The organism is Microbacterium sp. CGR2, from assembly GCF_003626735.1.
In the GTDB taxonomy this organism is placed as follows: domain Bacteria; phylum Actinomycetota; class Actinomycetes; order Actinomycetales; family Microbacteriaceae; genus Microbacterium.
Map to the genome: position 1 here is coordinate 913,165 of NZ_RBHX01000001.1, position 25,628 is coordinate 938,792.

General features: G+C 67.3%; 23 protein-coding genes. 11 read left to right on the forward strand and 12 right to left on the reverse strand.

Annotated features, from left to right (window positions below):
• Nucleotides 1-21 precede the first annotated feature (21 nt).
• From D7252_RS04675 to D7252_RS04685, 3 genes are read right to left on the reverse strand one after another with little or no spacing between them, the layout of a single operon-like run.
• Nucleotides 22-945 (reverse strand): carbohydrate ABC transporter permease, encoded by a 924-nt coding sequence (locus D7252_RS04675; protein ID WP_120774328.1) that lies wholly within the window; start codon nt 943-945, stop codon nt 22-24.
• The gene (locus D7252_RS04680; protein ID WP_120774329.1) at nt 942-1,970 is read right to left on the reverse strand and encodes a carbohydrate ABC transporter permease; all 1,029 of its coding nucleotides are present in this window, start codon (nt 1,968-1,970) and stop codon (nt 942-944) included. The genes D7252_RS04675 and D7252_RS04680 overlap by 4 nt, the downstream gene beginning before the upstream one ends.
• Nucleotides 1,967-3,355 carry an ABC transporter substrate-binding protein gene (locus D7252_RS04685; protein ID WP_259461047.1) on the reverse strand — a complete coding sequence of 463 codons (1,389 nt, stop codon included), beginning with the start codon at nt 3,353-3,355 and terminating at the stop codon, nt 1,967-1,969. The genes D7252_RS04680 and D7252_RS04685 overlap by 4 nt, the downstream gene beginning before the upstream one ends.
• A 105-nt stretch (nt 3,356-3,460) precedes the next feature.
• Here D7252_RS04685 and D7252_RS04690 point away from each other — a divergent pair, with 105 nt between their 5' ends.
• On the forward strand, nt 3,461-4,633 hold the full coding sequence (locus D7252_RS04690) for an ROK family transcriptional regulator (protein WP_251050604.1): 1,173 nt from the start codon (nt 3,461-3,463) through the stop codon (nt 4,631-4,633).
• A 43-nt stretch (nt 4,634-4,676) separates the two neighbouring features.
• Nucleotides 4,677-4,904, forward strand: coding sequence for an RNA-binding S4 domain-containing protein (locus D7252_RS04695; protein ID WP_120774332.1), 228 nt, complete (start codon nt 4,677-4,679; stop codon nt 4,902-4,904).
• A gap of 28 nt (nt 4,905-4,932) precedes the next feature.
• Here D7252_RS04695 and D7252_RS04700 read toward each other — a convergent pair whose 3' ends face one another.
• Complete coding sequence (locus D7252_RS04700) at nt 4,933-5,898, reverse strand: DMT family transporter (protein ID WP_251050605.1); 966 nt, start codon at nt 5,896-5,898, stop codon at nt 4,933-4,935.
• A gap of 33 nt (nt 5,899-5,931) precedes the next feature.
• Between D7252_RS04700 and D7252_RS04705 the strand changes: the two genes are divergently transcribed.
• Entirely contained in the window at nt 5,932-6,531 is a 600-nt protein-coding gene (locus D7252_RS04705; RefSeq protein WP_120774333.1) for a TetR/AcrR family transcriptional regulator, read from the forward strand.
• 114 nt (nt 6,532-6,645) lie between these two features.
• The gene (locus D7252_RS04710) at nt 6,646-7,164 is read left to right on the forward strand and encodes a cyclodeaminase/cyclohydrolase family protein (protein WP_251050987.1); all 519 of its coding nucleotides are present in this window, start codon (nt 6,646-6,648) and stop codon (nt 7,162-7,164) included.
• 32 nt (nt 7,165-7,196) lie between these two features.
• Here D7252_RS04710 and D7252_RS04715 read toward each other — a convergent pair whose 3' ends face one another.
• From D7252_RS04715 to D7252_RS04735, 5 genes are read right to left on the reverse strand one after another with little or no spacing between them, the layout of a single operon-like run.
• Complete coding sequence (locus D7252_RS04715) at nt 7,197-9,635, reverse strand: glycosyl hydrolase 2 galactose-binding domain-containing protein (protein ID WP_120774335.1); 2,439 nt, start codon at nt 9,633-9,635, stop codon at nt 7,197-7,199.
• Nucleotides 9,636-9,681: 46 nt separating this feature from the next.
• Entirely contained in the window at nt 9,682-11,847 is a 2,166-nt protein-coding gene (locus D7252_RS04720; protein WP_215110894.1) for an alpha-galactosidase, read from the reverse strand.
• 48 nt (nt 11,848-11,895) lie between these two features.
• Entirely contained in the window at nt 11,896-13,251 is a 1,356-nt protein-coding gene (locus tag D7252_RS04725) for a sugar ABC transporter substrate-binding protein (protein WP_120776805.1), read from the reverse strand.
• Between the two features lie 53 nt (nt 13,252-13,304).
• Nucleotides 13,305-14,300 carry a carbohydrate ABC transporter permease gene (locus D7252_RS04730; RefSeq protein ID WP_120774336.1) on the reverse strand — a complete coding sequence of 332 codons (996 nt, stop codon included), beginning with the start codon at nt 14,298-14,300 and terminating at the stop codon, nt 13,305-13,307.
• A 29-nt stretch (nt 14,301-14,329) separates the two neighbouring features.
• A complete protein-coding gene (locus tag D7252_RS04735; RefSeq protein WP_120774337.1) occupies nt 14,330-15,271 on the reverse strand; it encodes a carbohydrate ABC transporter permease in 942 nt (313 codons plus the stop codon).
• Between the two features lie 231 nt (nt 15,272-15,502).
• On the opposite strand from D7252_RS04735, the gene D7252_RS04740 reads away from it, so the two are divergent.
• The 5 genes from D7252_RS04740 to D7252_RS04760 all read left to right on the forward strand — a co-directional run bounded on the left by D7252_RS04740 (nt 15,503) and on the right by D7252_RS04760 (nt 21,204).
• Nucleotides 15,503-16,657 (forward strand): ROK family transcriptional regulator, encoded by a 1,155-nt coding sequence (locus D7252_RS04740; RefSeq protein WP_259461048.1) that lies wholly within the window; start codon nt 15,503-15,505, stop codon nt 16,655-16,657.
• A gap of 221 nt (nt 16,658-16,878) precedes the next feature.
• Nucleotides 16,879-18,354, forward strand: coding sequence for an FAD/NAD(P)-binding protein (locus D7252_RS04745; protein WP_120774338.1), 1,476 nt, complete (start codon nt 16,879-16,881; stop codon nt 18,352-18,354).
• A gap of 15 nt (nt 18,355-18,369) precedes the next feature.
• Nucleotides 18,370-19,593, forward strand: a complete 1,224-nt coding sequence (locus D7252_RS04750; RefSeq protein WP_120774339.1) for an MFS transporter — start codon at nt 18,370-18,372, stop codon at nt 19,591-19,593.
• Between the two features lie 80 nt (nt 19,594-19,673).
• Nucleotides 19,674-20,378: a spermidine synthase gene (locus tag D7252_RS04755; protein ID WP_120774340.1), complete on the forward strand. Its 705-nt coding sequence runs from the start codon at nt 19,674-19,676 to the stop codon at nt 20,376-20,378.
• 67 nt (nt 20,379-20,445) lie between these two features.
• Complete coding sequence (locus D7252_RS04760; RefSeq protein WP_120774341.1) at nt 20,446-21,204, forward strand: MBL fold metallo-hydrolase; 759 nt, start codon at nt 20,446-20,448, stop codon at nt 21,202-21,204.
• Between the two features lie 50 nt (nt 21,205-21,254).
• Here the strand turns inward: D7252_RS04760 and D7252_RS04765 are convergent, their stop codons facing one another.
• The gene (locus D7252_RS04765; RefSeq protein WP_120774342.1) at nt 21,255-21,863 is read right to left on the reverse strand and encodes a small multidrug efflux protein; all 609 of its coding nucleotides are present in this window, start codon (nt 21,861-21,863) and stop codon (nt 21,255-21,257) included.
• A 204-nt stretch (nt 21,864-22,067) separates the two neighbouring features.
• Here D7252_RS04765 and D7252_RS04770 point away from each other — a divergent pair, with 204 nt between their 5' ends.
• Nucleotides 22,068-22,826, forward strand: coding sequence for a MerR family transcriptional regulator (locus D7252_RS04770; protein WP_120774343.1), 759 nt, complete (start codon nt 22,068-22,070; stop codon nt 22,824-22,826).
• Nucleotides 22,819-23,553 (forward strand): GPP34 family phosphoprotein, encoded by a 735-nt coding sequence (locus D7252_RS04775; protein ID WP_251050607.1) that lies wholly within the window; start codon nt 22,819-22,821, stop codon nt 23,551-23,553. The genes D7252_RS04770 and D7252_RS04775 overlap by 8 nt, the downstream gene beginning before the upstream one ends.
• A 22-nt stretch (nt 23,554-23,575) precedes the next feature.
• On the opposite strand, the gene D7252_RS04780 is transcribed toward D7252_RS04775, so the two are convergent.
• Both D7252_RS04780 and D7252_RS04785 read right to left on the reverse strand, forming a co-directional pair.
• Nucleotides 23,576-24,331 carry a MerR family transcriptional regulator gene (locus D7252_RS04780; protein WP_120774344.1) on the reverse strand — a complete coding sequence of 252 codons (756 nt, stop codon included), beginning with the start codon at nt 24,329-24,331 and terminating at the stop codon, nt 23,576-23,578.
• Nucleotides 24,324-25,589 (reverse strand): MFS transporter, encoded by a 1,266-nt coding sequence (locus D7252_RS04785; RefSeq protein WP_120774345.1) that lies wholly within the window; start codon nt 25,587-25,589, stop codon nt 24,324-24,326. The genes D7252_RS04780 and D7252_RS04785 overlap by 8 nt, the downstream gene beginning before the upstream one ends.
• Between the last annotated feature and the right edge of the window lie 39 nt (nt 25,590-25,628).

A 25,628-nucleotide genomic window follows, 5' to 3' on the forward strand; every position in this document is an offset into this window, starting at 1 on the left:
GCGTGCCTTCCTTCCGAAGGGTCAGCCCTTCTCCGCACCGGCAGTGAGGCCTCCGACGAGGAGGCGCTCCGATGCGAAGAAGAGCAGGATGATGGGGAGAGTGAGGATGACGGACCCGGCCATGAGCACCGTGGTGGGGACCTCGATGCTCCCCGACAGCTGCGACAGGCCGAGCGAAACCGTCCAGGCGTCACGCTTCTCGACGAGGAACAGCAGCGCGAACAGGAACTCGTTCCAGGCGATCATGAAGATGAACAGACCGTTGGAGACGATGGCGGGCATCGCCAGCGGGATGCTGACCTTGCGCATGATCTGGAAGCGACTGCATCCGTCGAGGGCCGCCGCTTCTTCCAGCGAGACCGGGATCGTCGCGAAGTAGTTGCGGAGCGTGTAGATCGACACCGCCGCGACTTGCGAGACGTAGACCAGGAGCAGCCCGAACAGCGACCCTCGCAGCCCGATCTGTGTGAAGAACACGAACAGCGGCACCGCGAGCAGGATCGCCGGGAAGAAGTACACCACCAGGAAGAGACCCGAGACCTGTCGGCGACCGAAGAACGCCAGCCGGCTCACGGCGTAGGAACCGGGGATCGAAACCAGGAGGGTCAACGCGACCGTCGCGAGGGCGACCAGCAACGAATTGCGCATGAAGACGATGAAGCCCTGCCCGCCGGCATCCACCGGGGCGAGGACCTGGAGGTACGTCGAGAGGTCCAGCTCCTCGATCGAGATCCACAGCGCCCCGGGATTCTGCAGCAGCGAGTCCAACGAGCGGAAGCTCATCAACACCATGTAGTAGAACGGCACCACGGCGGCGAGCACCAGCAGCACGATCACCACCGGGCGGAGGATTCTCAAGACGCCGTTCTCGATGCGGTCACGGTCGAGGCCCCGACGCGAGGTGCGGTCCGTCGCGCGGGCGGAGGTAGTCGTCTGGACGCTCATGCCTGCTCCTCCTGCTTGCCGAAGAACTTCAGGTAGATGCCGACGAGGACCGCCAGGATCGCGGCGAGCACGAGGGCCTGAGCTGCGGCCGCGCCGATGTCGCCCCGCGCGGTGAGGAGGTCGAACACCCGAACCGAGACGACCTCCGTGCCGGCACCACCGCCGGTGAGCAGGTAGATGTCGTCGAAGTTGTTGAAGGTCCAGATGAAGCGCAGCACGCACAGCACCGCGATCGTCGGCAGGAGCTGCGGCAGCAGGATGTGACGGAAGCGCTGAGTGGGCGTGGCCCCGTCGACGCGTGCAGCCTCGTCGAGCACGCCCGGCACTGCTTCGAGGCGGGCCGTGAGGAAGAGGAACGCGAAGGGGAACGAGCGCCAGGCTTCGAAGAGGATGACGGTGATGAGCGCGATGGGCAGGTCGACCTCCCAGCCGAAGATGCTCACCGGAAGCGCGCGATCCGACAGGAAGGCGACCGGGTCGTCCCATCCGAGGACGTTGACGCCGAACCAGTTGACGATACCGAACTGCGGATTGAGCATCGTCGACCAGACGAAGGTGGCAGCGACCACCGGAGCGACGTAAGGCAGCAGGAGCGAGGCGCGGATGAGCCCGCGTCCGCGGAAGGGCTTGCGCAGAGCGAGAGCGGCGAGGAGCCCGATGCCGATGGCGAGCGCGGTGCCGCACACCGAGTACACGATCGTCGTCCACAACGCGCTGAAGAAGCCGGGCGAGGTGAGCACTTCGACGAAATTGTCGAGCGTGTAGTCGCCGATGATGCCGGTGCCGCGGATGTTGATCAGGCGGACGTCCTGGAAGGCCAGGGAGATCGCCCAGATGATCGGCAGCACCACCGCGACCAGGATGATGAGGAAGGTCGGGGAGATGAGGAGCAGACCGGTGCGGTTCTCTTCGCGGTTGTGCCGCGAGCGTCGACGCTGTTTCCCGCCGCCCGAGGGCTTCCCGGGCGTGGTCCCGGGTCCGGGGCGAACCGCCCCGGACCCGGTGCCTTGTGCGACCCTGCTCATTCCAGCGACTCGCCGATCGAACGCACCGTCTCGGCGGCGCTCGCAGCGGCATCGGCGGGGTCTCCACCCTGCGCGACGTCACTGACGGCCGTCGACACGGGAAGCTCGCCCTGGAGCGCTCCGAGCAGGTTGCCCTGCCCCTGCGTGATACCCCAGCGAGCGAGATCCTGCGGGCCGGCGGCAACGGCTTCGAGAACCTCGGGTGCGTAGAAGTCGGACAGCGGAGCCTTGGTGTCGACTCCGGCGGGGAGGGTCCCCCACAGGTCGGAGTAGAGGGTCGGCTCGTCGGCGGTGCCGGTACGGACCGGAACCTTGCCCTCCGGGGCGATCGCGATCCAGGGCTCGTAGCCGTCGCTCATCATGTACTCGATGAACGACTGCGATGCCTCGGCGTTCGCGCCCTCGGTGACGGTCCACGAGGTGATCTCACCGAACTGCGCGGCGGTGTCGGCATCCGGACCGGCGATCGAGGTGACGACCCCCGTGTTCGCCGCGAGGAAGGCCGGGTCGGCGACGCATTCGGGGCATGAGGGCTTGGCGTCGTCGCGAAGCCCCGCCATCTCGTCCAGCACGAAGCTCGACCAGATGAACATGGCCGCACCACCGGCGAAGTAGGTCGCGCGGGTCGTGTCGACGTCTTGGGCACCGGGCACGGAGTAGTTCTGGGTCAGGTCTCCGTAGAACTCGAAGGAATCGACGCAGGCGTCGGAATCGAGCCCGACCTCGCCGTCCTTGTTCACGAGCTCGCATCCGTTGCCGAGGGCGATCTGCTCGAAGGTCTGCTCGGTGAAGGCGTCGCCGGGAGCCGTGGCGCCGACGAATCCGGCCACCTCGGGAGAGTCGAGCTTCTTCGCTGCGGCGAGGATGGACTCGTACGAGTCCGGGGCTTCCAGGCCGGCCGCCTCGAACAGGTCGGTGCGGTAGAACAGCATCTGCGTCCAGGACTCGCTCGGGACGGCGAGGTGCGTGTCGCCGTCTGACGTGAGCGCCAGGGCGTTCTCGGAGAACGTCGAGGGGTCGAGCGTTTCGATCACCGATGCGACCGCGTCGGTGTCGACGAACTCGTTGGACGACAGGGTGCGCACCTGTGGGAGTGAGATCCCACCGATCACGTCGGGGAGGTCCCCGGCTGCGGCGGACGAGGTGATGAGCTGCGAGAACTGATCTTCCGCGACGGAGACGAGTTCGACCTCGATCCCGGTCTCTTCGGTGAACGCGTCGACGATCTCCTGCGTCGCCGCCACCCGGTCAGGAAGGTCTTCCTGCAACCAGAACGTGATGCCTTCGTCGCTCTGACTGTCGTCGCCGGAGGAGGTGCACCCCGAGAGCACGAGTGCTGTCAGGCTCACCATGGCGATTGCTGCTGCGGTACCTCTGGTCTTCACTGGGCGCCTCCTTGCGCTGGATCCTGCAGGGCTCAGCCGTCGGGTCGACTGTCATTAAGACTAAAACCTAGACATAACTCGCCTAGCTGTCAAACATTATGCTGAATGGGACCCCTGGAGGTGGAGATGCCCGGTCCCGGTGACGTGCTCGAGCTCATTCGCGAACGCCGCGCTCTGACGCGCGGCGACGTCCTCGACGTGACCGGGCTGTCCCGGATGACCGTCGCGACGCGCATCGACGCGCTGCTGGAGGCGGGTCTCATCGTCGAGTCGGGCACCGAGAAGGTCGCAGCGGGTCGACCGTCGCGCCGGCTGGAGTTCAACACCGGGCACGCCCACGTGCTGGCGGCGAACGTCGACACCACGCACACCACCGTGGCGCTCACCGACCTGGCCGGTCGGGTGATGGTCGAGGAACGCGTGGACGTCGCTGTCGCCGACGGACCCGACGTGACGCTCAATGCGATCGCCGAGCGCGGAGGCCGGCTGCTGCAGCGTTCCGGCATCACGCGCGACCGCGTGGCCGCCATCGCCCTCAGCATCCCCGGCCCGGTCGACCCGGACACTCAACGCCCGTCCCAGCCGCCGATCATGCCGGGGTGGGACGCGTACCCGATCCCCGACCATCTGGACAGCGCCCTCGGAGTCCCCGTTCTCGTGTCCAACGATGCGGATGCCGCCGCCCTCGGCGAACAGCGCGCGGCACATCCGGACTCTCGTGCCCTCTGCTTCCTCAAGGTGTCATCGGGCATCGGAACCGGGATCGTGTTGGGCGGGCGCGTCTATCGCGGAGCAGACGGCGGAGCCGGAGACATCGGACACGTGAAGATCTCGGGACACGGCGACCTCCTGTGCCAGTGCGGAGCGCACGGATGCCTCGCCGCGGCGGCATCGGGGCGGGCCGTGGCCCGGGCGCTCACCGCGCTGGGGAAGGAGGCGTCGTCGGCTTCCGATGTCGGGGCGTACCTCGCCGACGGGGATCCGGACGCCGCGCGGCTCACTCAGGAGGCAGGTCGCGTGATCGGCGAGGTCGTGGCCACCGTGGTCTCCCTGCTCAATCCTTCCGAGGTGGTGGTCGGCGGCAAGCTCGCATCGCCGGCACTGCTGGCCGGCGTACGGGAGACGTTGTACCCGCGGTCACTCCCCCGGGCGACGCGGCATCTCACGATCAGCCAGTCGACCCTGGGTGACAGAGCGACAGCGGTCGGGCTCGCCGCGATGGTCGTCGAGCGAGAGTACTCGGCGTCTGCGGTCGACCTGGCTCTCGCGCGCATCTGACGCAGGGAGATCATCCGTGGCCGGCGACGGCTAGCATTCTCACATGACCAACCCCGACCCGATCGACGATGTCTCCATCGGCGGAGACGTCATCCGCCTCGGTCAGTTCCTGAAGTACTCCGGCCTCCTCGACTCCGGAGGAGACGCGAAGGAGGTCGTCATCGACGGCTACGTGACCGTCAACGGCGAGGTGGATCGGCGGCGCGGCCGCCAACTCCACGACGGAGATCTGGTCACCTTCGAGGGGCGGACGGTCCGGGTCCGACCCTGACCCTGGCCTTCGAATCGCCCGATCGGTCTCATCGGTGGCCGGAGTGGGACACCTCGTGTGATTCGAACGCGTTCGAGCGTGATCGAGGGGTGACCGCACGGCTGCGCACCTCACTCGCCAGCACGGCGGCGACTCCGACCCCGCAGAGCACGAAGCCGAGGACCGTGACGATCGTCAGCGGCTCACCCAGGAGAACAGCTCCGGCGAGCGCGGTCGCGGGGGCTATGAGGAAGAGCAGCGCGTTGAGGATCGTGATGCCCACCCGCGCCAGCAGCCACCAGTAGAGGCCATAGGCGGCGAGCGTCGGGAACACCGCGGTGAGTACCGCCGCGAGCCAGAACGATGCGGATGCCGGGGGCACGAGCGACCCGGTCAGCGCGCCGATCACGAGCAGCAGGGCCGCGCTCACGGTGACATGGATGGTCAGGGTCACCAGCACTCCGGTTCGCACCGATGAGCGTCGCTCGACGAAGGTGCCCACGATCAGGCAGGCCATCGCGACCGCCGGAAGCAGGTAGGCGGCAGGCTCGGCGGTCGACGCCCCGAACTGCGAGCGCACCACGAGCAGCACACCCAGGGCGCCGACGACGAGGCCGGCCCACTGCGCCCAGCGAACCCGGATGCCGAGGAGTGGGCCGACGAGCACGGCGACGACCAGGGGCTGAACGGCGTCGATCAGCGCGACGGTTCCGGTGGCGATGCCGGCGGCGACTGCTCCATACACCGCCGTGCAGTAGCCGAACTGGGCGAACAACCCGATCACGGCCTGTGTCCGGAGCGCTCGACCCGTCAGCCCCTTGGCGCTCCCGGTGATGCCGACGACGACGAGAAGGACGGCGGCGAGGGGGACGAATCGCCAGACCAGGAGCGTGATCGGCGAGACGTCGACGGTGGCGATGGCCGCGATGAGGAAGCCGGAGCTCCACGTGAGGACGAACGCGGCGGCAGCCGCGACCGTCACGATCACTGAAAGTATACCGACCTGTTTACTCATGCTTTCGACTATACAGGTTGGTATAGTTTTTGCATGCCCCTTCCCGTTCCCGAACTCGCTCCGCTCACTCCCGGCGCCCGCCGAGTGCTCGATGCCGCGTCGCACCTGTTCTACAAGGGCGGCATCCACGCGGTGGGCGTCGACACGATCGCCGAAGCCGCGGGCGTGACCAAGAAGACCCTCTACGACCGCTTCGGCTCGAAAGAGGCGCTGGTGGTCGCGTACCTGCAGCACCGGGACGCGCGCTGGCGCGATCACGTCACCGAACACCTGGCCCGGGTGCCGGAGCCGGGCGCCGAGCGCGTGCTGGCCATCTTCGACGCCGCCATCTCCTGGTCGGACGAGAACAGCCCGAAGGGATGCAGCGCCATCAACGCGCGTGCCGAACTCGGGGAGGGCGCGGAAGGACACCCGGTGCTCCCCGAGGTGTCCCGCCAGAAGATCTGGCTGCTCGACCTCTTCGAAGAACTCTGCGCCGAGGCCGACCTGCGCGATCCGCGTGCCACGGCGCAGGTGATGATGCTGCTCTACGAAGGGGCCATCGTCACGGTGGGGATGGCGACGTTACCGGAACCCTTCCAGGCGGCTCGGCGGTGGGCGGCGGTGCTGCTGGCGCAGGACCCGGCGAGATAAGGTGGCGCGCATGGCGGAGCGCGCAGACATCCCGACGTCCACCCCGCTGGACGGATGGCTCGCTGCCCTCGGTCAGCCGACCGGCGATCCTGGCGGCGGGGCGGCATCCGGGTGATGCTGGGGATCGCGGCATCCCTCTTGCGGATGGTCGCCGAGTACACCGCCGACGACCCGGGGGCGACGGAGTGCGGCAGCCGCCTCACCGCCCTTCGCTCGGACGCATTGGACGCCGCCGAGGCCGACGGGGTCACGTCCGCGGACTTCGGCGCCGCTCTCGCACTGTCGACAGAGGATCCCGACCGGGAGCCTCGGGTGCGGAAGGCAGCGGTCGACGCCGCAGCGTCGTCCGCTCGACTCGGAGACGTCGGCATCCGCCTGCTGCCGGAGGTGCGACTCCTCGCCGAGATCGGGAACCCGCATCTTGCGGCCGACCTCGCCGTCGCCGCCGAAGCGCTCGGTGCCGGCCTCGCCGGAGCCGTCATCAACCTTCGCGCCAACCTGCAGATCGCCCGGAGACACGACGCTGCCGCCTCGGACCTGGCCGATCTCGGTGCGCAGGCCTCCCGCCTCGCCGAAGCAGCTCGGGCGGCACGACAGATCGCCGAAGAAGCCTCGTCACGCTTCGAGGACTGAGCTCCCCGTCAGGGCCCGCCACGAGAGCCGCCTCACACGCCGCCCTGCACCAGGTCGTTGAGCGTGCGCAGCACGGGTGTCATGGCGAAGTCGGATGCCGCGGCATCCGTCGCTCCGCTCACCGTGAGTGTCGCGCGCTCGCCGGGAAGGAGCGTCACGAGGGCGTCGTCCGCGATCGCTTCCGGGTCGAGGCGATCCACCAGGAAAGTGAGTTCACGCACGAGCGAATGGGCGGTCACCTCGAGAGTCCATCCGGTACTCGTCGGGTGTGCGGCCACATCGAGCTCCGCCGCTGCGAGCTGTGAATCACGTGCCTCGGCGAAGAAGGCGTGCGCGACGTCGTCCTCCAGGCGCGCGACGACGAGTTCCTGCGTCGGATCGCCGGCGGTGCTGATCGCGTCGGGCAGGGCATCTCGCCAGGCGGAACGCGGTGCGACATCGATCGCGATCCGCTCCGTGGCGAGGACTCCCCCGACGAACGACCGACGTTCGACGACCACCTCTCCCGTCCAACGGTCAGCGGTGTCGTTCACGGCGGACAGCACGAGAGCGCCGCCGTCGGGTTGAACCGTCAGCAGGCGTTCTCGATGTGCGTGCTTGAGAGCGTAGAGCAGGGGCTTGCGCCGTTCGGCGCCATCAACGGCCGCCCAGGAGGTCACCGGCCAGCAGTCGTTCAGCTGCCACATGATCGTGCCGGTGCAGTGCGGGGTCAAGGACCGCCACCACTCGATGGCCGTTCGCACGGCGACCGCCTGGTTCAGCGACATCGCCCAGTGCCAGTCGGCCATGTCGTTCGGCAGCGGCACATGAGCTGTCAGACCGTCGGTGAGCTTGTCATTCCCCTTGGCGGCCTTCTGGTGCACGAGCATCCCCGGCGACTCCGGCGTGAGCGGATCGTCTCCGATCGCCGCCACGAGCGCGCTCCACGTGGGCGGCCCCTGCCACCCGAACTCCGCGACGAATCGCGGCCGGTGGTCTCGGTAGTGGGGCCAGTCCTTGACGTTCCAGAGGTCCCACACATGGGTCGTGCCGTTCGATGCGTCGTTCTGGTGCATGTCACGGTCGGGCGAGAACGGACTGCCGGGCGTGTACGGCACATGCGGCGCGATATCGGCCACCAGCTTCGGGAACAGGTCGTAGTAATAGCCCGCTCCCCACGTGCGCCCATCCAGACGCTGCGGCCAGTTCCAGTCCTGATAGCCCCAGATGTTCTCGTTGTTGCCGTTGAGGACCACCAGCGACGGGTGGGCGCCCAGGCGCGCGATGGCCTCGGCCGCTTCGGCCTCGAACTCGCTCCACAGGGGCTCTTCCTCGGCATACGCCGCGCACGCGAGCAGGAAATCCTGCCAGGTGAGGATGCCGCGCTCGTCGCACTCGGCGTAGAAATCCTCGGACTCGTAGATGCCCCCACCCCAGACGCGGATGAGGTTGATGCCCGCGAACTCGGCCTGAGCGAGGCGCCGCGCGTATCGATCCCGGTCGACGCGGTGCGGGAACGCGTCCTCAGGGATCCAGTTCGCGCCGCGCACGAGGATCGGACGGTCGTTGACCACGATGGTGAAGGCGGTGCCGTCGGCATCCGGCTCCAGCCGCACTTCGGCGCTGCGGAAGCCGATACGCCGTGTCAGGCGGTCCAGGACTTCACCGGCCGACGAGAGCAGGTCTACTTCCAGGTCGTACAGCGGCTGCGCGCCGTGACCTCGTGGCCACCACAACTCGGCACCGGGCACGGCGATGTCGACGCGGGCCCAACCGTCGACGATGTCCGCCTCGTGTACGACACCCGCGACGCGCAGCCGAATCCGGGAGGCCGTGCCGCGCACGGGCACCGCCACCTGCAGCCTCGCCTCGCCGTCGATGCGGACTCCCGCGATCCGGGCGTCGCCGAAGCGGGCGTCCGACCAGCTCTCCAGGGTGACCGGACGCCAGATTCCCGACGTCGACGTGTCGATTCCCCAGTCCCATCCGAAGCTGCAGGCCATCTTGCGGATGGCGTTGTACGGGTGATGGTTCGTATGCGGACGATAGCCGAGCGCGAGACTGGCCGCATCCGCCGCTCGAACCGGCGATGCGAACTCCACCACGAGCTCGTTCGACCCGTCGACGACAGAGGCCGAGACGTCGAAGCGGTGTGTGCGATGCATGTTGCGCGTCTCACCGAGCTCGACGCCGTTCAGGCGAACCTTCGCGATGGTGTCGAGGCCCTGGAAGACGAGTTCCTGGTGCGCGTCACCCGGCTGCACATCGAAGACCGTCCGATAGGTCCAGTCGGTGATGCCGATCCACGCCTGGGTCTTCTCGTTCTCATCGAGATACGGGTCCGGAATGAGTCCGCCGGCCAGGAGATCGGTGTGCACGGAGCCCGGGACGGATGCCGGCACGGCACCGGCGTCGCGAATGTGATCCGGCACCGGGCCGCGGCCCGCGGCGACCGTCCACCCCTCGTGCAGCGTCTTGCGCTCGAGCATCATCGAAGTTCTCCCTGCAGGTTCGGACGGTGGCTATGGATGCATCCACTCACGTGGTCGCACTCACGTCGAGGAGGATCGCCGATTCGGGGTACATCGCCGGCGTGTGCAGCCCGGCCGTCATCAGCGCACGCCCGCTCAGCTCCACCCCGTTGTCATCGTCGCCGAACCAGGGCGGCGCGATGAGACCGCGCGGGGCGCCGCCCGGGGTGACGGGTCGCACCCGGTAGCGTCGATCGGGGTCGAGACCGCGAAGCGTGAAGCGGCCGAGCGGCGCGACTTCCGACCTGCCGACGCTGGCAAGCACGAACAACGCCGCGCTCCTGTCGCTCGCGACGGCACCGTAGAGATTGAGGGTCGGGTCGGAGGTGTCGACCCGAACCATGTCGCCGGTGTGGAGGAGTTCACGGTACGACTTGTGAGCCTCGATCCACGCGCCGAGCTCGCGCACCTCGTCCTCCGTGGCGGCCGCGAGGTCCCATTCGACCCCGAAGTGCCCGTACATCGCCGATGCGGCACGGAATCCCAGGGTGTGCGAGCGACCGGTCGAGTGCGAGACGCCGGATGCGACGTGCGAGCCGAGCATCTCCGGCGGGAGCAGCTGCATCGTCCACCGATTCATCTGCTGGCGGTCCAGCGGGTCGATGCAGTCCGACACCCAGACGCGGTCGGTGTGTTCGATGATGCCGAGGTCGACGCGCGCCCCTCCGGAGGAGCACGACTCGATCTCGAGGGAAGGGAATCGCCTCTTCAGTTCGGCCATCAGACGGTAGGTCGCCAGGGTCTGCGCATGGACGCCCGGCACCCCGTGCACGCCATGCCCCGCGTCGACGAGATCGCGGTTGTGGTCCCATTTGATGTAGGACACGGCGGTGGCCTCGAGGACGGCGGTCATCCGCTCGAGCACATGCTCGTACGCCTCATCCCGGCCCAGATCGAGAACGAGCTGGTTGCGTGCGAGCACCGGTGTTCGTCCCGCCACCGCAAGGATCCATTCCGGATGCTCGCGTGCCAGGTCGGAGTCGGGGTTGATCATCTCGGGCTCGAACCACAGACCGAACTCCATCCCCAATTCGCGGACGTGCTCGGCCAGGGGTGCCAAGCCCTCTGGCCAGACCTCCTCATCCACGTACCAGTCGCCGAGCCCGGCGGAATCGTCCCTGCGACCGCGGAACCAGCCGTCGTCGAGGACGAAGCGCTCGATGCCGAGCGGCGCCGCCCGCTCTGCCAGATCGAACAGGCGGTCGCGGTCGTGATCGAAATACACGGCCTCCCACACGTTGAGAGTCACCGGGCGCGGATGCCGCGGGTGCACCTCCCGGGCCCGCAGCATCCGGTGCAGCCGTGACGCCTGCTCGTCGAGCCCGTTCCCGTACACGCCGTAGATCCACGGCGAGAAGTACTCCTCGCCGGTGCGCAGCCGAACTTCACCGGGGAGGAGAAGCTCGCCTCCGCCGACCACCTGCACGCCGGAGAACAGCCGCTCGGCGTACGACCGATGGTTCCCGCTGAAGCCCACGTGGACCCCCCAGACCTCACCCGCGCCGAAGCCGAAACCCGGCACGCCGACAGAGAGCACCGTCGCGGCATCCGCACCGGTCCGCCCCTTCCGGCCCTCACGCTCGTGGATGCCGACGACCAGCGGGCTGCGCTGGGGCACGCGCTCCTTGCCCCAGCGACCGGCGAAGTCGAGGATCTCCCGCGCCACGGGCGGGATCGGAAACGCGACGTTCAGCGCCGCGACGTCGTAGTCGCCCGCCCCGGTGTTGCGCAGCACCGCCTTTGCCCGCACCACTCCCGACTCGGTGAGTTCGAGGTGCAGGGCGAGGGCGAGCTCCGCTTCGGGATCCACCGCTTCGACGATGATGACGCCCGCGGCGACCTCGACGAGCCCCGGCGCAACGGGAGCATCGTCGAGGCTCACCTGCGTGGGCCGGAACCTCGGCGACCAGTCGGAACCGGCCCGATGCCCCTCGATCCCCGGTTTGCCCGTCCACCCGCGCCACCCCTCGGGGATGACGGCGAGTCGGATCGGGACGTCGATCGCGTTCGGGACGACCGGCTCGATCGACGCCGACGCGAGCGTCCGCGCCTCCGCATCCGTGAGGGGGCCCAGGGCCGCACCCCAGTGGACGATGGCGGGAAGGTCATCGCCTCCGACATGCACAAGGAGTGACATGCCCGCTGACGAGAAGTGGATGAGGGAATCGTGCATTGCTTCTCCGGTCGGGGAGGATCTGACGGACGGGTATCGGGCGCGCGCCTAGCGGAAGAGATCGTTGACCTGTTCGTTGGCTTCGACGAGGGTCGACGCATCAGCCTGCAGGCTCAGGATGGCGTCCATCGCCGGGCCCATGATGGCCTGAAGTTCCGCCCAGTTCTCTGCGACGGGTGCCAGGTAGGTGCTGCCCTCTTCGATCGGCACCTCGAACGGCGCAGTGTCGATCCCTGCGTCAGCGAATGCCTCGCGGGAGATGTCGGCCGAGGATTCCACGGCCGGGAAGGCGATTCCCTTCGCGGCGGTGATGTCCTGGCACTCCTTCGATGCGAGGAACACGGCGAGCTGCTTTGCCTCCTCCGGGTGGGCGGTCGTCGCGGCGACGGAGTCGGCCAGGCCGTTGAACATCGATGCGCGCTCGCCGTTCGGCCCTGCCGGCACCGGGGCGATGGCCGTCGTGACGCCCTCGAGGCCGACGTACGCGCGGGTGTTCCACGATCCCTCGGTCACCATCGCGTACTTGCCCGCGCCGTATGCGTCGATCTGGCCGATGCCGGACGACGCGATCTGGAACGTGGGCATGTACCCCTTCTCAGCGAGCGACTGGAACCAGCCGATCGTCTCGACGAACTCCGGGTCGCCGTAGTTGAACTCTTCACCCCACGGGTTCTCATCGGTGTGGGTCCAGTCGTTGCTGAACGCGTACTGGCTCCACTCGGTCTGACCGTTTCCTCCTCCGGAGGCGTTGAGGCCCAGACCGTAGACGGCGATCGAGTCCTTGTCGAACCCGGGCTCGTTCCCATGGACGCCGTTCGTGTCGACGGTCAGGCTGGCGATGATCTGCTCCCATGTGCCACCGTCTTCCGGGTTCCACTCCGCAGCGTCGAGCTGCTCCTTCGTGACCCCGGCACTCTCCAGCATCTCGCTGTTCGCGAAGACGGCGACCGTGTCGTAGTCCTTCGGCAGTCCGTAGCGCTTGTCGTCCTGACCTACCCACAGCTCCGCGAGGCCCTCGCGATAGATGGCCAGGTCGACGTCCTCCGCCTCGACGGCATCGTCGATGGCGAGCAGCTGGCCTTTGGCGGCGAGGCCCGGGTAGTAGCTCAGATGGTTGACGAACACGTCCGGCCCGTCGCCGGAGACGAGTCCGGCGGTCAGGGTCGACCAGTAGTCGTCCCAGCCGTACTGCGTCGTCTTCACGCTGATGCCGGGGTTCGCCTCGGTGAATGCGGCGACACATTCCTCGTAGCCGGGCTGCTGGTTGGCATCCCACACCCAGTAGTCCAACTCGACGGCGGCGCCATCGCCTCCGCCGCCTGCCCCGCTGCTGCAGCCGACGAGAACGATGGTGGATGCCGCGACTGCGGCTGCCGCAGTGAACAGACTTCTTTGCCGTGTCATGGTGCGTCCTTTCGGTGATGAATGGGTGATGGTGCGCGAGCGCGCGATGGTGCTCACTTGAGACCGGAGAACCCGATCGAGTTGATGACGCGCTTGCCCATGAGCGCGAAGAGGATGATGATCGGGAGCGCCGAGATGAGTGTCGCGGCCATGAGTCCAGCCCAGTCGGGGCTGCCCTGAGGTGTCTGCGATCGGAAGACCCCGAGTGCCACGGTCAGCACCCGCACCTCTTCGGATCGGCCGACCAGCAGCGGCCAGAAGTACTCGTTCCAGGTGCCGATGTAGGTGAGGATCGCGAGAGTCATGATGGGCGCACTCGAGATGGGCGCGACCACCTGGAAGAAGGTGCGTGCATATCCCGCACCGTCCAGTCGTGCCGCTTCTTCGAGCTCTTTCGGGATGCCCAGGAAGAACTGCCGCAGGAAGAAGATCGAGAACGGCGCCATGAGCAGCGAGGGCAGCATGATCCCGAGGAAGGTGTTCAGCAGTCCCAGGTCGCGGATGAGGATGAAGTTGGGCAGCGTGGTGAAGATCGGCGGGATCATGAGGGCTGTCAGGAACAGGAAGAGCATCGCGTCCCGCCCCGGCCAGCGCAGGCGCGCGAAGGCGTAAGCGGCGAGCGCGCAGAAGAACGTCTGGACGACGGTGGTGATCGTCGCCACGATGATCGAGTTGCGCAGGTACAACCAGAAGTCGAGGGATGCTCCCGACCCGCCATCGGCGAGCGCCTCCTCCGGCGTCGCCAACCCGAGGACGCGCTTCCACCCGCCGAGGCTGAATTCTGCGGGCAGCAGGTTCCCGGAGTTGGCGGCGAGAGCGGCGTTGGACGAGAACGACGTGCGCAGCATCCAGTAGAAGGGGAAGAGCGTCAGCACGAGCGATGCGATGAGGAAGGCCCAGGCGAGGACGCGGCCGATGCGACCACGCAGCCTCGGCCGCCCGCGGACCGGCGAGGAGACGGTGCCGATCGGCTTGGTCGGGGCGGGGTCGGTGTCGTTCACAGGGGCGAGCGGCGCCGGTTCGATGGGAAGGGTGGGCGGGACGGACATGGTCGACCTCCTAGCGGGCGATGCGGCGCTCATGCCAGATCCGACTGGTTCGCACGGGTCAGCCGCAGTTGCAGCAGGCTGACTCCCGCGAGGATGAGGAAGAGCGCGACGGAGACAGCGGACGCGTACCCGAACTCGTAGCGGTTGAACGCGAGATCGTAGATGTAGTAGTAAATGACGCGCGTGGCGTTGACGGGTCCGCCCTGGGTCGTGACCGCGACCGTGTCGAAGATCTGGAACGATCCGATGATGCTGACGACGAGAACAACGGCGAGGACCGGACGCAGCAGTGGCACGGTGATCCGCCAGAAGGTCTTCCACTCGCCGGCACCATCGATCGCGGATGCCTCGTACATTTCCTTCGGGATCATCTGCAGCCCGGCGAAAATGAGCAGTGCGGTGTAGCCCACGTGACGCCAGACGTTGATGAAGGCGATCGTCGGGATGGCCAGGGCGGGGTCGCCGAAGAACGCGAGCCGATCCAGACCCAGCCACTCGATGAACTGGTTGCCTATGCCGATCTGGTAGTCGAGGATCCAGAACCAGACCAGGGCGACGATGACGTTGGCGACCAGGTAGGGGCCCAGGATGATTCCACGGACGACCAGCGATTGCGTGAGGCGGTGCATCAAAACGGCGAGCACCAGAGCGAAGATCGTCTGGAAGACGATGTTGATGACGACGTACTGCAGGGTCACCACCAGGGAGTTCCAGAAGACCGGGTCGGCGATCATCCGTTCGTAGTTGGCAGTCCCGACGAAGCTCTCCGGCTGGAAGACGTCGTAGTCGGTGAACGAGTAGTAGAACCCGCGGATGGCGGGAACGAGCGTGAAGACCGCGAAGCCCAGGGCGGCCGGTGCGACGAAGAGCATCGCGACGAGGGCCTCTCTCGACCATCTGCGGCGGGGCCGCGCGGGGTGCGCGGGCCTGCGGGTGTGCTCTCGCGCCGGCGACGTCATCGTCGTTGCCATCAACGGCTCCTGTTCTCACGTCTTCGTGGGTGGCGACGGAGGCAGCGGCTCGCTTCCGTCGGGCTTTAGTTTCGTATAGTTACTATGTGGCGTCAAGACCTTCCGGAATATTGGGAGGTCGGATGCTTTTTCGAGATACTTCGTTACGCTATGAAGCGAAAGGTGGTGACCGTCATGGCCGCTGCGAAGGGACGCGCCGACGCGCCACCACGAGCGCACTACCCTCGAACCGTGATCGCACGCGGCAGACCCGGGGCGTGGCCGACGATGTCCGCGGCCAGTCGCGCGGTGCTGCGGGAGATCGTCGTTCACGGCGCTCTGCCGCGCGCTGAGCTCGCCGCCCGCCTCGGCCTGTCGAAGCCGAGCCTCACCCGCATCACGCGCTCGCTCGTCGACGAGGACTTTCTGCTCGAGGGCGGCACCGAACTGCGGAGCGGTCTGGGACGCCCGTCGGAGCTGCTCCACCTCAAGGCGGATTCTCGACGGTTCGTCGGGTTCAAACTGACAGGGGACCATCTCTACGCCGTGGTGAGCGACCTGGGCGCGACGGTGGTCGACACGCACGACGAACCGCTGGTCGACCGCTCGGTGCCGAGCGTACTGAATCAGATCTCGCAGGTGGTCGCAGCCTTCGAGAAGGAATGGGGGCCACTCACCGCTCTCGGCGTGGCCCTCGCCGGAACGATCCAAGGGGCTGGTCGCTCACGCATCGTGCGCGAGTCGGCGTTCCTCGGCTGGGCGGACGTCCCTCTTCTCCGCCTGTTGGAGGATGCGACGGGACTCCCCTGCTCCGTCGACAACGACGTGCAGGCACTCACCGCTGCTGAGCACTGGTTCGGGGCGGGAGCGGGACTGCGCACGATGGCGGTGATCACCGTCGGTGTGGGCATCGGGTGCGGGTTGGTGGTCAACGACGAACTCGTCGAGGGCGCTCACGGAACGCCCGGCAACATGAGCCACATCATCGTCAACCCCGCCGGGCCCTACTGCGACCGCGGCCACCGCGGCTGTGCCTCGAGCTACCTGACGAGCTCGGCGATCGCGGGCGCGCTCCCCCGTGACGCGGGCGGGGAACGGACGTACGAGCACGCTCTCGAGCAGGCTCGCGCCGGACGGCCGTCAGCGCTCCAGGCATTCGCCGACGCGGGTTTCGCGTTGGGTTGCATCATCGGCACCGTGGCGAACCTCATCGACCCGGCGAAGGTCATCCTCTCCGGTGATGGGCTGGCCGTGTTCGAGTTCGCGGACGCGGACGTGTGGCGCGGCATCCGTCAGACCTATCACGAGGACCTCGACCAGGTGGACGTCGACGTGCAGCCCTTCGACTTCGGGGAGTGGGCGCGCGGGGGCGCGGTCCTCGCCATCCGCAACGCCATCAGCCCGTAGGGCGGCGCGGTCGCAATCGCGCGTCGAGGCAGGCATCGGGTCTGCGCGAATGCGTAGCCGTCCAAACACTGCATCGGCGCTGACGGCCACTTAAGAACTCGATCACGAGTACTCAATGCGACGGTGTTGCCCGATCGCCAGTACGTAACACGATGCTGACGCTGCTGCGGCCCAACCGTCCCCGTCCATGATCGGAAGCCATCGGTCGCGCGTTGGACAGCATGTTCGTCCCGAAGCGCGCCCGGTCAGGTTCCCTTTCGAAGGGAAAGATCAGAGAGGGTGATTTGCGTATTGCTGTAGTGGGTGTGGGAGCTGCTGGTCTCGCGACTGCTCTCTCTTTGTCGGAAAGTGCGCCCGAGTCGCTCGACCTCACACTTTTCGACCCGGGACTCGGTGATCCTCGGCGGTCGGGGCGGGGCCTTGCCTACCAAGAGGATCACAGGGAACCGTTACTCAACGCTCCCAGTTCGATGATGTCCGTCCGCGCGGGTGACGAAGCCGACTTCTCGCGATGGCTACGCCGCACTGGGCGCGATCCGGACGGCTTCGTGCCGCGTCCCGTGTTCGGAGCGTACTTGGCGGACACCTTTGAGTCGCTGAAGCGCCAATGGATCCCCCGAAACGGGACGCTACACTGCGTGCCTTTCCGAGTGACGTCGGTCGCACGGTCGGTTGACCGGGGCCTTGCGGTCTCGACTGCGACCGCGCGGTTCGAGTACTTCGACGCTGTTTTTCTCTGCGTCGGCTGGGACGAGAGCGGAACCACCGATGGTGTCACCATCCCTGCCTATCCGCTCGACGACACCGTGCTCCGGGCGCTCGGCACGTCACATGTCGGCATTGTCGGCACCGGCCTCACGGCGGTCGATGTCGCGCGCGCCCTCCTATCGCATGGATATGGCGGACGAATCACACTCGCTTCACGGCGGGGGATGCTTCCAGGGACGCGGGCGGCAGGACAAATCACGCCGAAGGTCTTGACTCGAGACCGCCTGCGAACGATGTCCACTCTTGACTTGCGAACCCTCCTTCAACAGATTCAGTTCGAGGCAGACGCTCATGGGATCTGCCTCGACACGCCGCGGCGTATTCTCCACGGAGACCTCACGCCGCTACAAGCACTCCAGGCCGACTCTCGAACGGAACGCAGCTGGCGCAGCCTCTTCGTCGCGCTCTGCGACGAAGCCATGGCTGACGCGTGGAACCTGCTTGACCACGAAAGTCGCAAGGCGTTTCGGCGGTGGTTCCATCCCTACTTTCAATCTTGGTGCAACCCGATGCCACCCTCGACAGCGAAGGAACTCACTGACGCGATGATCTCGGGTCAGCTGAGCGTGAAAGCGGGACTACGTCGAGTCGAGAGCAAAGCTCTGAGTTGCCGGAGCGGAGACGTTCAGGCCGCCGATCTGGTCATCTCGGCACACCGCAACGCGGCCCGAGGCTTCGCCGACACGCGTAGCCCGCTTATCCAGAGCTTGATTGACGCAGGCCTCGCCCGGCGAGACACCTTCGGGGGGCTGCGCGTGAGATACGGAACATGGCAACTGATCGGGGAGGGCGGTGCCTGGTCACCGATCTACGCAGTGGGGAGTCTTGCTCAGAGTGCCAGGTACTACGTCAATGCTCTCGATGGCATCCTCCGCACTGTGCCTGAAGCGGTCAGCGATGCGATTCGGGCCCTCGGCGCTGCAGCTTGACCGCGAGGCGAGCGAATGGCGACGACAAAGAAGCAGAAGCGGACGGCGAATCGCTGGATCATCTTCGCGATCGGCATCGCTTCACAAATGGTGTTCAGCGCGACGTTTCTCGGCCTGCCCGCGGCGTCGTTGCTCCTCCAGGGATCGCTCGATCTTTCGACGGGTGGGCTCGCACTAGTGCTGGGCGGAGCCAGTATCGCGGTCGTCGTGACGGAATTACCCTGGGGAATGGCGGCCGATCGCTTGGGCGAACGTCGCGTCCTGCTCATCGGCGTGGTGGGGTCGATGCTCTCACTCGTCACCGTTGCGGCAGTGACCTCGATGGCCCGACCATCAGTGTCAGCAATCGCCACTCTGCTGTTCGTTGCGGCGGGCGCCGGAGGCGCCGTTACCGGGCCTAGCGGAAGCTCCATTCTCGGATGGTTTGCGGAGCGCCGCCACGGCACTCTCGTCTCACTGCGGGTGGCGGCTGTGTCAGCGGGCGGGGCGGCCGGCACTCTGGCGTACTCGGCGCTCCTTGCACGCTGGGGGCCTCCGTTGACGTTCGTCGTCTTCGCGGTGGCGTGCGGCATCTGTGCGGCGCTCATCTGGGTCTTCGTCTTCGAACCAGCGGTCGTCACAGCTCAGCCCGCCAGCGCCGACACACAGCAGATCCGGGTACGACCCGCGCTGCGTCAGCTGTCCGTGTGGCGCGTCGCCGCGAGTGGGCTGCTCCTCGATGTCGTGCAGTTCCTCGTGCTGACCTTCACTGCCGCGATCCTCGCCGAACGTCACGGTTATCCGCCGGCTGCCGGCGTTGCCGCCGTCGCCGCAATGCAGTTCGTCGGCGGCGCCCTTCGTGTCGCGGCAGGCGTCAGCACCGATCTGATCGGATGGCTCAGCCGGACGATCGTCGTCCGGTTCCTGGCCGTCGCCCAGGCGTCCTGTCTGATCGTGGTAGCGCTCGGGGAGGATCTCCCTCTGCTCGCGACTTTCCTCGCTCTCGTCGTGGCAGGTGTCGCCAGCTGCGCTTGGCAGGGTGCTCACTTCGCCCAGATCGCCGCTCTCGCCGGACCGGGACACGCAGGAACAGCGCTCGGACTCAACAACGCAGCCACCTCGCTCGGGGCGTTCATTCCGCAGGTCTTGGCGGGAACACTTGCCGCAGTTCTCGGCTGGGGGAGCGCGATTCTGCTTCTGGGAGTCATCCCGGCGATGCTCGCCGCCTTCCTCTTCCCCCGCATGACCGCCCGCCGCTGATCGGTACGAGGAAGACTCCACAGCATTCTGAACCTCGCCGAGTGCGTAAGGTGAGAGGTCTGCGGACGAGAGGTACCGGAATGATCGCACGGTTCGAAGAGCTCGACTGGCAGGAGACGCGGATGGGCGAGCTCATCCTGCGTCGCCGTGAAGATCCCGCGACGGGCGAGATGATCTACGAGGTGAAGCTCAAGGACGAGTACTTGATGTCCAGCCTCTTCACGGTCGCCGAGGAGGAACTCGCGACCATCGGGCTCGCCGCCGCGACGGGCGTCCGGCTGAGCGTGCTCGTCGGCGGACTCGGTCTCGGATACACCGCCGCAACCGCCCTCGAGGACGAACGCGTGGCGAGACTCGAGGTGATCGACGCGCTCCCCGCAGTCATCGGATGGCACGAACGCCGTCTCCTGCCCGTGTCCGCTCGGCTCGTGGGAGATTCGCGGACCACGCTCACCCACGACGACTTCTTCGCGGTGGTTCGTCGTGCACCGGATGACGGGACGCGACGTCACGATGCGATCCTCCTGGACGTCGACCACTCACCGCGCCACACGCTCGATCCGAGCCACGCCGACCTCTACACCGAGGCGGGATTGACCGCACTCGCGAAGCACCTCGCCGACCGCGGTGTCTTCGCGCTGTGGTCCGACGATCCGCCCGATGACGCCTTCATGGCCACCCTCTCGGCGGTCTTCGACGACTGCCGCGCCCACATCGTCGACTTCGCCAACCGCCTCACCGGGGGCACCTCGTCCAACACGGTCTACGTCGGAGTCCGGCGCTGAAGTACCACCAACTCCGCAGACGGGCAAGGCTCCTGCGCTCCCTCGGCATCCGTCGCACTGTGTGGCGATGAGCGCACGCGGAAAAAGATGGAACGAGGTCGTACCCGGGGTGTATCGCCTGGAGGTGGCGGATGTGAACTGCTATCTCGTGGCCACCTCTGGCGGCCTGACACTGGTGGATGCCGGGCTCCCCGGCACACTGCCGGTGCTGGACGATCTGCTCGCGCATCTGGGCGCGAAGCGAAGCGACATCGACGCCATCCTCTTCACGCACGGCCACTTCGACCACGTCGGTATGGCCCATCGGCTGCGCGCAGACCACGCGACACCCCTGTACGTGCACCCACGGGATCAGCGGCTCGTGCGCCATCCGTACCGCTACGCTCACGAGCGGGCACGGATCGGCTACCCGTTCCGGTACCCGAAAGCAGTCCCGACCCTGCTCGCCATGACCGCGAAAGGCGCCCTCACCGTGCGAGGGGTGAATGCGGCGCCGAACCTCCACCACGGGTCTCCCGTCGAGGTACCGGGCAGACCGATCGTCCTCTGGACGCCCGGTCACACCGACGGACACTGCGGGCTGTGGTTCGAGGAACACGATGTGCTGATGACCGGCGACGCCATCGTCACCCTCGACCCCTACACAGGTGACGTCGGCCCGCGGATCGTCGCCGGGGCGGCGACCGCAGACAGCGAGCGCGCGCTCACCTCGATCGACGCGTTCACCGCGTCGGACGCGCGCGTGCTGCTTCCGGGGCACGGCGAATCCTGGACAGACGGCGTGAGCGCAGCGGTCGCCCAGGCGCGCCGCAACGGACGCCGCTGACGTGTCCCGGCAGGCCGCACGCGTGCCCTCAGCGCGGGGAGTTCCGGAAGTCACCAGCCGAGGAGGGAGAGGACGCCTGTCGCGACAACGGCGACCGCCCCGGTCCACAGCACGATCGCAACGATCTGCCACAGGATCACCCACTCTTTGCGAACGCCCGATGCGACGAAGAAGGCCGCCGTCAGCATGGTGGGAAGCGCGATGGGGGCGAAAAGGCTCGCGCCGGGCACGCCGAACTTCACCAGCCACCGCCCCAGCTTCTCCCGACCTTTCGACGGGCGCGCGTCCGAGTCATCGCCGGAAGCGACGACGGTACCCGTGCCGCGTTCGGTCATCGCGGTGGCGGTCGACAACGAGACGAGACGCGACTCGTCCCTCACGGTGGCGATCGACGACGACTCCCGCCGCGCTGCGCGACGCGCGACGACCCCGCCACGGATGCGCGACCCCAGAAGCACCACGCCGATGACGCACAGGATGTTCCCCGCCATGGCGGCGAGCGCTGCAACGATCGGGTTGATGCCGGCGAGGATACCGAACGCTGCGGCACCCTCGCCCTCGATGTAGGGGATGGCAGCGACTGCAGCTACCATCAGCGGCTGGAGGATCTCGGGGACCTGGTTGATGAAGTCCTGCAGCCAGGGGTAGGGGTTGTCCATGTCTCTTCTCTTCGGATGTCGGATGCTGCGTGGCCGGACGGCTCTCCCGGCCGGGAGTCATCAGTAAAGACCGTGTTCTCACGACACGGTCAAGTGCGCGGAGGATTCGCATGCCGAGCCCTTGACCCTGTTCCGGGAACAGGGTCTTGAATGGGGTGACGCGGCGGGAGAGCTTCTCCCCGGCGGACGACGGGGAGAACGGCTATGGCGTGGAGCACGCGAGAACTGGCGGACCTCGCCGGCACGACCGTCAACACCATTCGGCATTATCACCGGGCCGGGCTCCTCGAGCAGCCGGAGCGGATGTCGAACGGGTACAAGCAGTATCGCGCGCGCCACCTCGTGCGCCTGCTGCAGATCCGGCGGCTGCGAGATCTCGGGGTTCCCCTGGCTCAGATCGAGGCGGTGGGTCTCGACAACGGTGCGGGTGCCGCTCCGGCGCTGCTCGCGATCGACGCCGACCTCGCGTCGAGCATCGAAAGGCTGCAGCGCGCACGAGCCGAGATCCGCGCGATCCTCGAGGGGACCACGGCCACCGACGTCCCGGCTGGTTTCGAAGACATCGCCGGGAAGCTCTCCCCTCCCGAGCGTTCCCTCATGCTCGTCTACTCGCAGCTGTACGACGAGTCGGCCATGGCCGACCTGAGGAAGATGGTCGACGCGGATCCCGACGACGTGAGCGCCGCGTTCGATGCCCTCACGCCCGAGGCCGATGACGCGACACGGCAGCGCATCGCCGAAGTCATGGCACCCCAACTCGCCCAGCACCTCACGGACTACCCGTGGCTGATGCGGCCGGAAGAGCATCTGCCGTTCGGACCGAGGCTGACACAGGAGACGTTCGTCGAGACGTTCGTCGAGCTGTACAACGAGGCCCAGCGCGACGTGATCGTGCGCGCGAGCATCCTGGCCGCCCCGAAGCCGAACGACGACCCGAACGATGAAGGAGACCGACATGGCTGACGACCGAGAACTCCGCATGGCACCGGAGCAGCAGCAGACGTCGGGCGGCGGGGATCGGATGTCAGCCGAACCTCTGCTCGTCGAAGACACGCTGCTTCTGCTCTTCCAGCCCGACTCAGGAGCGATCGCGGGCGAGAACATCCTGTTCTACGTGCTCGGCGGTGCCGTTCTCGCCGACCTCGCGCTCGCCGGGTCCGTCGAGATGGAGAAGAAAGGGCTCTCCACCCTCGTGCACGCGACCGGCGACGGTGCAGCACCTGACGCCCTCCTCGACCCCGCCTGGGCCTACATCACGGAGAAGCCGCGGGGCGTGCAGACCGTGCTCGCCGCGGTCGGACCCGAGCTTCGCGGACCGGTGCTCGACCGCCTCGTCGAACGCGGCGACCTCACCCGCACCGAGGGCAGGACCCTGGGCATCTTCCCCTCCACGAAGCTGGCGCTGGGGAGCGACCGCCGTGCGGCGCTGATGACGCAGGTGCGGGCCGCGCTGGTCGACGGGGAAAGCGCCGACGCCCGCACCGCCGCGAGCATCGCGCTCCTCTCGGCGAGCGGCACGCTCCCTCAGTTCCACAGGGAGATCCCATGGAGCGGCGACGTGTACACGCGCGGCAAACAGTTCGAACACGGCGACTGGGGCGCATCGGCTGCGGCGAGCGCCGTGAACCGCACGATGAACGCGGTCGTCATGAGCGCCGCCATCGCGGCCACAGTGCTCCCGCGCACCTAGGGTGAATCGGGCACCCGGCCTCTCACTGTGCGATGTCGGCGAGGTGCTCTTCGAGAAGGTGGAGCGCCTGCCGCTGCGCCCGGTTCAGCACGGCATCCGTGTGTGAGGTGAGGAGCGCCCCGACCGCTCGGCCGTCCAACGCGGGAACGGCCTCGACGAAATCGGCGATCAGCGGCTGGAGCGCCGACCCGAAACGTGCGACGACGGCCGCGACCTCATCGTGCGGGGAGTCATCCTCGAGGGCGCCGAAGCCGTCCATCGCCGCGGCGATCTCACCGATCGCCTCGGGTGCCGTGAGCTTCTCGTAGACACGGGCCAGCTGCGCCATCCCCTCGTCTCCCGCCAGCTGAGCGAGCAGCAGAGCTTGATCCCGATCGATCCGCGCCGCCTCACGGGACAGCCCTGCGGCCTCCATCGCTGCCTGGAACGGAGCGAGCTCCGGCGGCAGGTCAGGGAACGCGCGGTGGGCCCGCAGCCTGCCGAGCATCTCGCGCTGTCGGGTGAGGTGAGCGATCTGACCGACCAGTTCCGCATCGAGATCGTCGAGAAGCACGTCGGTGTCGGAGTCGGACTCGTCGAGGATGGTCGGCATGCGTTCCAACGGGATGCCGAGGGCGGCGAGTCGTCGGATCCGGAGCACACGGATGAGGTCGTGCACGTCGTAGTCGCGGTAATCGTTCGCGCCGCGTTCCGGCTCGTCGAGCACGCCGATCTGGTGGTAGTGCCGGAGCGTCCGCACGGAGACACCGGCGAGCCGGGCGAGTTCGCCGCTAAGCATGGTTCACCGCCACCGTCTCCTCCACGCCGACGGGGTCGGGGTCGACGATCGGATCCAGATTACGCAGAGAACGGGCGAACAGAGCGACGGCGAGCGCGATGATCCACAACGCCGCGACCGCGATCGCAGCCACGCGGACGTCGGAGAGCTCCGTCAGGACGGCGGCCGCCATGATCCCCAGCGCCGGTGCCACCGTCGTCAGGGCGTTCTGTGTACCCATGATGCGCCCACGCATCCGTTCGGGGATCCGCTCGATCATCAACACGCCCATGAGGGAGCTGAACAGACCGGTCGCCGCTCCGGTGACGAAGCCACCGACCAGCACGACCCACACCGATGCCAGCGAGGCGATCACCGCGAAGCCGATCGTCATCCCGATCGCTCCCACGACGAACCACACCCGTCGGCGCCCGCGGGAGCCGAAGAGGGCGTAGATCATTCCGCTGATGAGCATGCCCGCTGCCATGGCGGTGAGCACGAAACCGAGCATCCCCGGCTGCTCGACCAGAGTGAAATAGACCGGGAGCAGCAGACCTTGCAGCGCGGCGAGCACGGTGACCGAGAGGGTCCCGAGGATCGTCGTGGCGACCAGGAAGCGGCTGCGCAGCAGCACCCGCCATCCGTCTCGCAACTGTGTCCATCCGTTCGAGCGCGGTGCAGCGGCATCCGCCTCTCGATCCCTGTCGATCGCGCCGACCCGACGCGGAATGAGGAGTGTCAGCAGAGCCGCCGCGAGCGACGTCGCTGCGGTGATCCAGAGCACGGCCGTTCCGCCCACGAGCACGATGAGCGTGCCCGCGGCCGCCGGGCCGAGGAGCAGTGCGACAGCCCCGAGCGATTCGCGAATGCCGGTCAGTCGCTCGGCCGGGATACCGCTGCGCCGCACCACAGCAGGCAGGAGCGCCTCGCGGGCCGTCATGCCGGGCACGTCGCCGAGCGAACCCAGGATGCCGAAGAGCACGAACCACCCCAGCGACAGGCCGGAGATCAGGTCGACCAGCGGAAGTGCCGCGATGCACAGGGCGGAGATCAGGTCCGTGATCACGGACGAGGTACGCCGGTTGATGCGGTCGATCACGACACCCATGAACAGTCCGGCCAGCAGGGCGGGGATGGCGGTGGCAGCGGAGACGATGCCGGCGCCGAGGACGCTGCCGGTGACCTGGAGCATCAACAACGGCAGGGCGATGGCAGCGAGCGAGTTGCCGAGCAGCGAGAGCAGGTAGGACGCGAGATACGCGAAGGCGGTGAGGTTCATGAGCCCAGCCAAAACCACGACGTTACGTCGGGGTCAAGA

What these genes read in the sequence shown, in the direction of transcription:
- D7252_RS04675 (WP_120774328.1), bottom strand. Translation starts at nt 945, where the DNA reads ATGAGCGTCCAGACGACTACCTCCGCCCGCGCGACGGACCGCACCTCG.
- D7252_RS04680 (WP_120774329.1), bottom strand. Translation starts at nt 1,970, where the DNA reads ATGAGCAGGGTCGCACAAGGCACCGGGTCCGGGGCGGTTCGCCCCGGA.
- D7252_RS04690 (WP_251050604.1), top strand. Translation starts at nt 3,461, where the DNA reads ATGGGACCCCTGGAGGTGGAGATGCCCGGTCCCGGTGACGTGCTCGAG.
- D7252_RS04695 (WP_120774332.1), top strand. Translation starts at nt 4,677, where the DNA reads ATGACCAACCCCGACCCGATCGACGATGTCTCCATCGGCGGAGACGTC.
- D7252_RS04700 (WP_251050605.1), bottom strand. Translation starts at nt 5,898, where the DNA reads ATGAGTAAACAGGTCGGTATACTTTCAGTGATCGTGACGGTCGCGGCT.
- D7252_RS04705 (WP_120774333.1), top strand. Translation starts at nt 5,932, where the DNA reads ATGCCCCTTCCCGTTCCCGAACTCGCTCCGCTCACTCCCGGCGCCCGC.
- D7252_RS04710 (WP_251050987.1), top strand. Translation starts at nt 6,646, where the DNA reads ATGCTGGGGATCGCGGCATCCCTCTTGCGGATGGTCGCCGAGTACACC.
- D7252_RS04715 (WP_120774335.1), bottom strand. Translation starts at nt 9,635, where the DNA reads ATGATGCTCGAGCGCAAGACGCTGCACGAGGGGTGGACGGTCGCCGCG.
- D7252_RS04720 (WP_215110894.1), bottom strand. Translation starts at nt 11,847, where the DNA reads ATGCACGATTCCCTCATCCACTTCTCGTCAGCGGGCATGTCACTCCTT.
- D7252_RS04725 (WP_120776805.1), bottom strand. Translation starts at nt 13,251, where the DNA reads ATGACACGGCAAAGAAGTCTGTTCACTGCGGCAGCCGCAGTCGCGGCA.
- D7252_RS04730 (WP_120774336.1), bottom strand. Translation starts at nt 14,300, where the DNA reads ATGTCCGTCCCGCCCACCCTTCCCATCGAACCGGCGCCGCTCGCCCCT.
- D7252_RS04735 (WP_120774337.1), bottom strand. Translation starts at nt 15,271, where the DNA reads ATGGCAACGACGATGACGTCGCCGGCGCGAGAGCACACCCGCAGGCCC.
- D7252_RS04745 (WP_120774338.1), top strand. Translation starts at nt 16,879, where the DNA reads ATGTTCGTCCCGAAGCGCGCCCGGTCAGGTTCCCTTTCGAAGGGAAAG.
- D7252_RS04750 (WP_120774339.1), top strand. Translation starts at nt 18,370, where the DNA reads ATGGCGACGACAAAGAAGCAGAAGCGGACGGCGAATCGCTGGATCATC.
- D7252_RS04755 (WP_120774340.1), top strand. Translation starts at nt 19,674, where the DNA reads ATGATCGCACGGTTCGAAGAGCTCGACTGGCAGGAGACGCGGATGGGC.
- D7252_RS04760 (WP_120774341.1), top strand. Translation starts at nt 20,446, where the DNA reads ATGAGCGCACGCGGAAAAAGATGGAACGAGGTCGTACCCGGGGTGTAT.
- D7252_RS04765 (WP_120774342.1), bottom strand. Translation starts at nt 21,863, where the DNA reads ATGGACAACCCCTACCCCTGGCTGCAGGACTTCATCAACCAGGTCCCC.
- D7252_RS04770 (WP_120774343.1), top strand. Translation starts at nt 22,068, where the DNA reads ATGGCGTGGAGCACGCGAGAACTGGCGGACCTCGCCGGCACGACCGTC.
- D7252_RS04775 (WP_251050607.1), top strand. Translation starts at nt 22,819, where the DNA reads ATGGCTGACGACCGAGAACTCCGCATGGCACCGGAGCAGCAGCAGACG.
- D7252_RS04780 (WP_120774344.1), bottom strand. Translation starts at nt 24,331, where the DNA reads ATGCTTAGCGGCGAACTCGCCCGGCTCGCCGGTGTCTCCGTGCGGACG.
- D7252_RS04785 (WP_120774345.1), bottom strand. Translation starts at nt 25,589, where the DNA reads ATGAACCTCACCGCCTTCGCGTATCTCGCGTCCTACCTGCTCTCGCTG.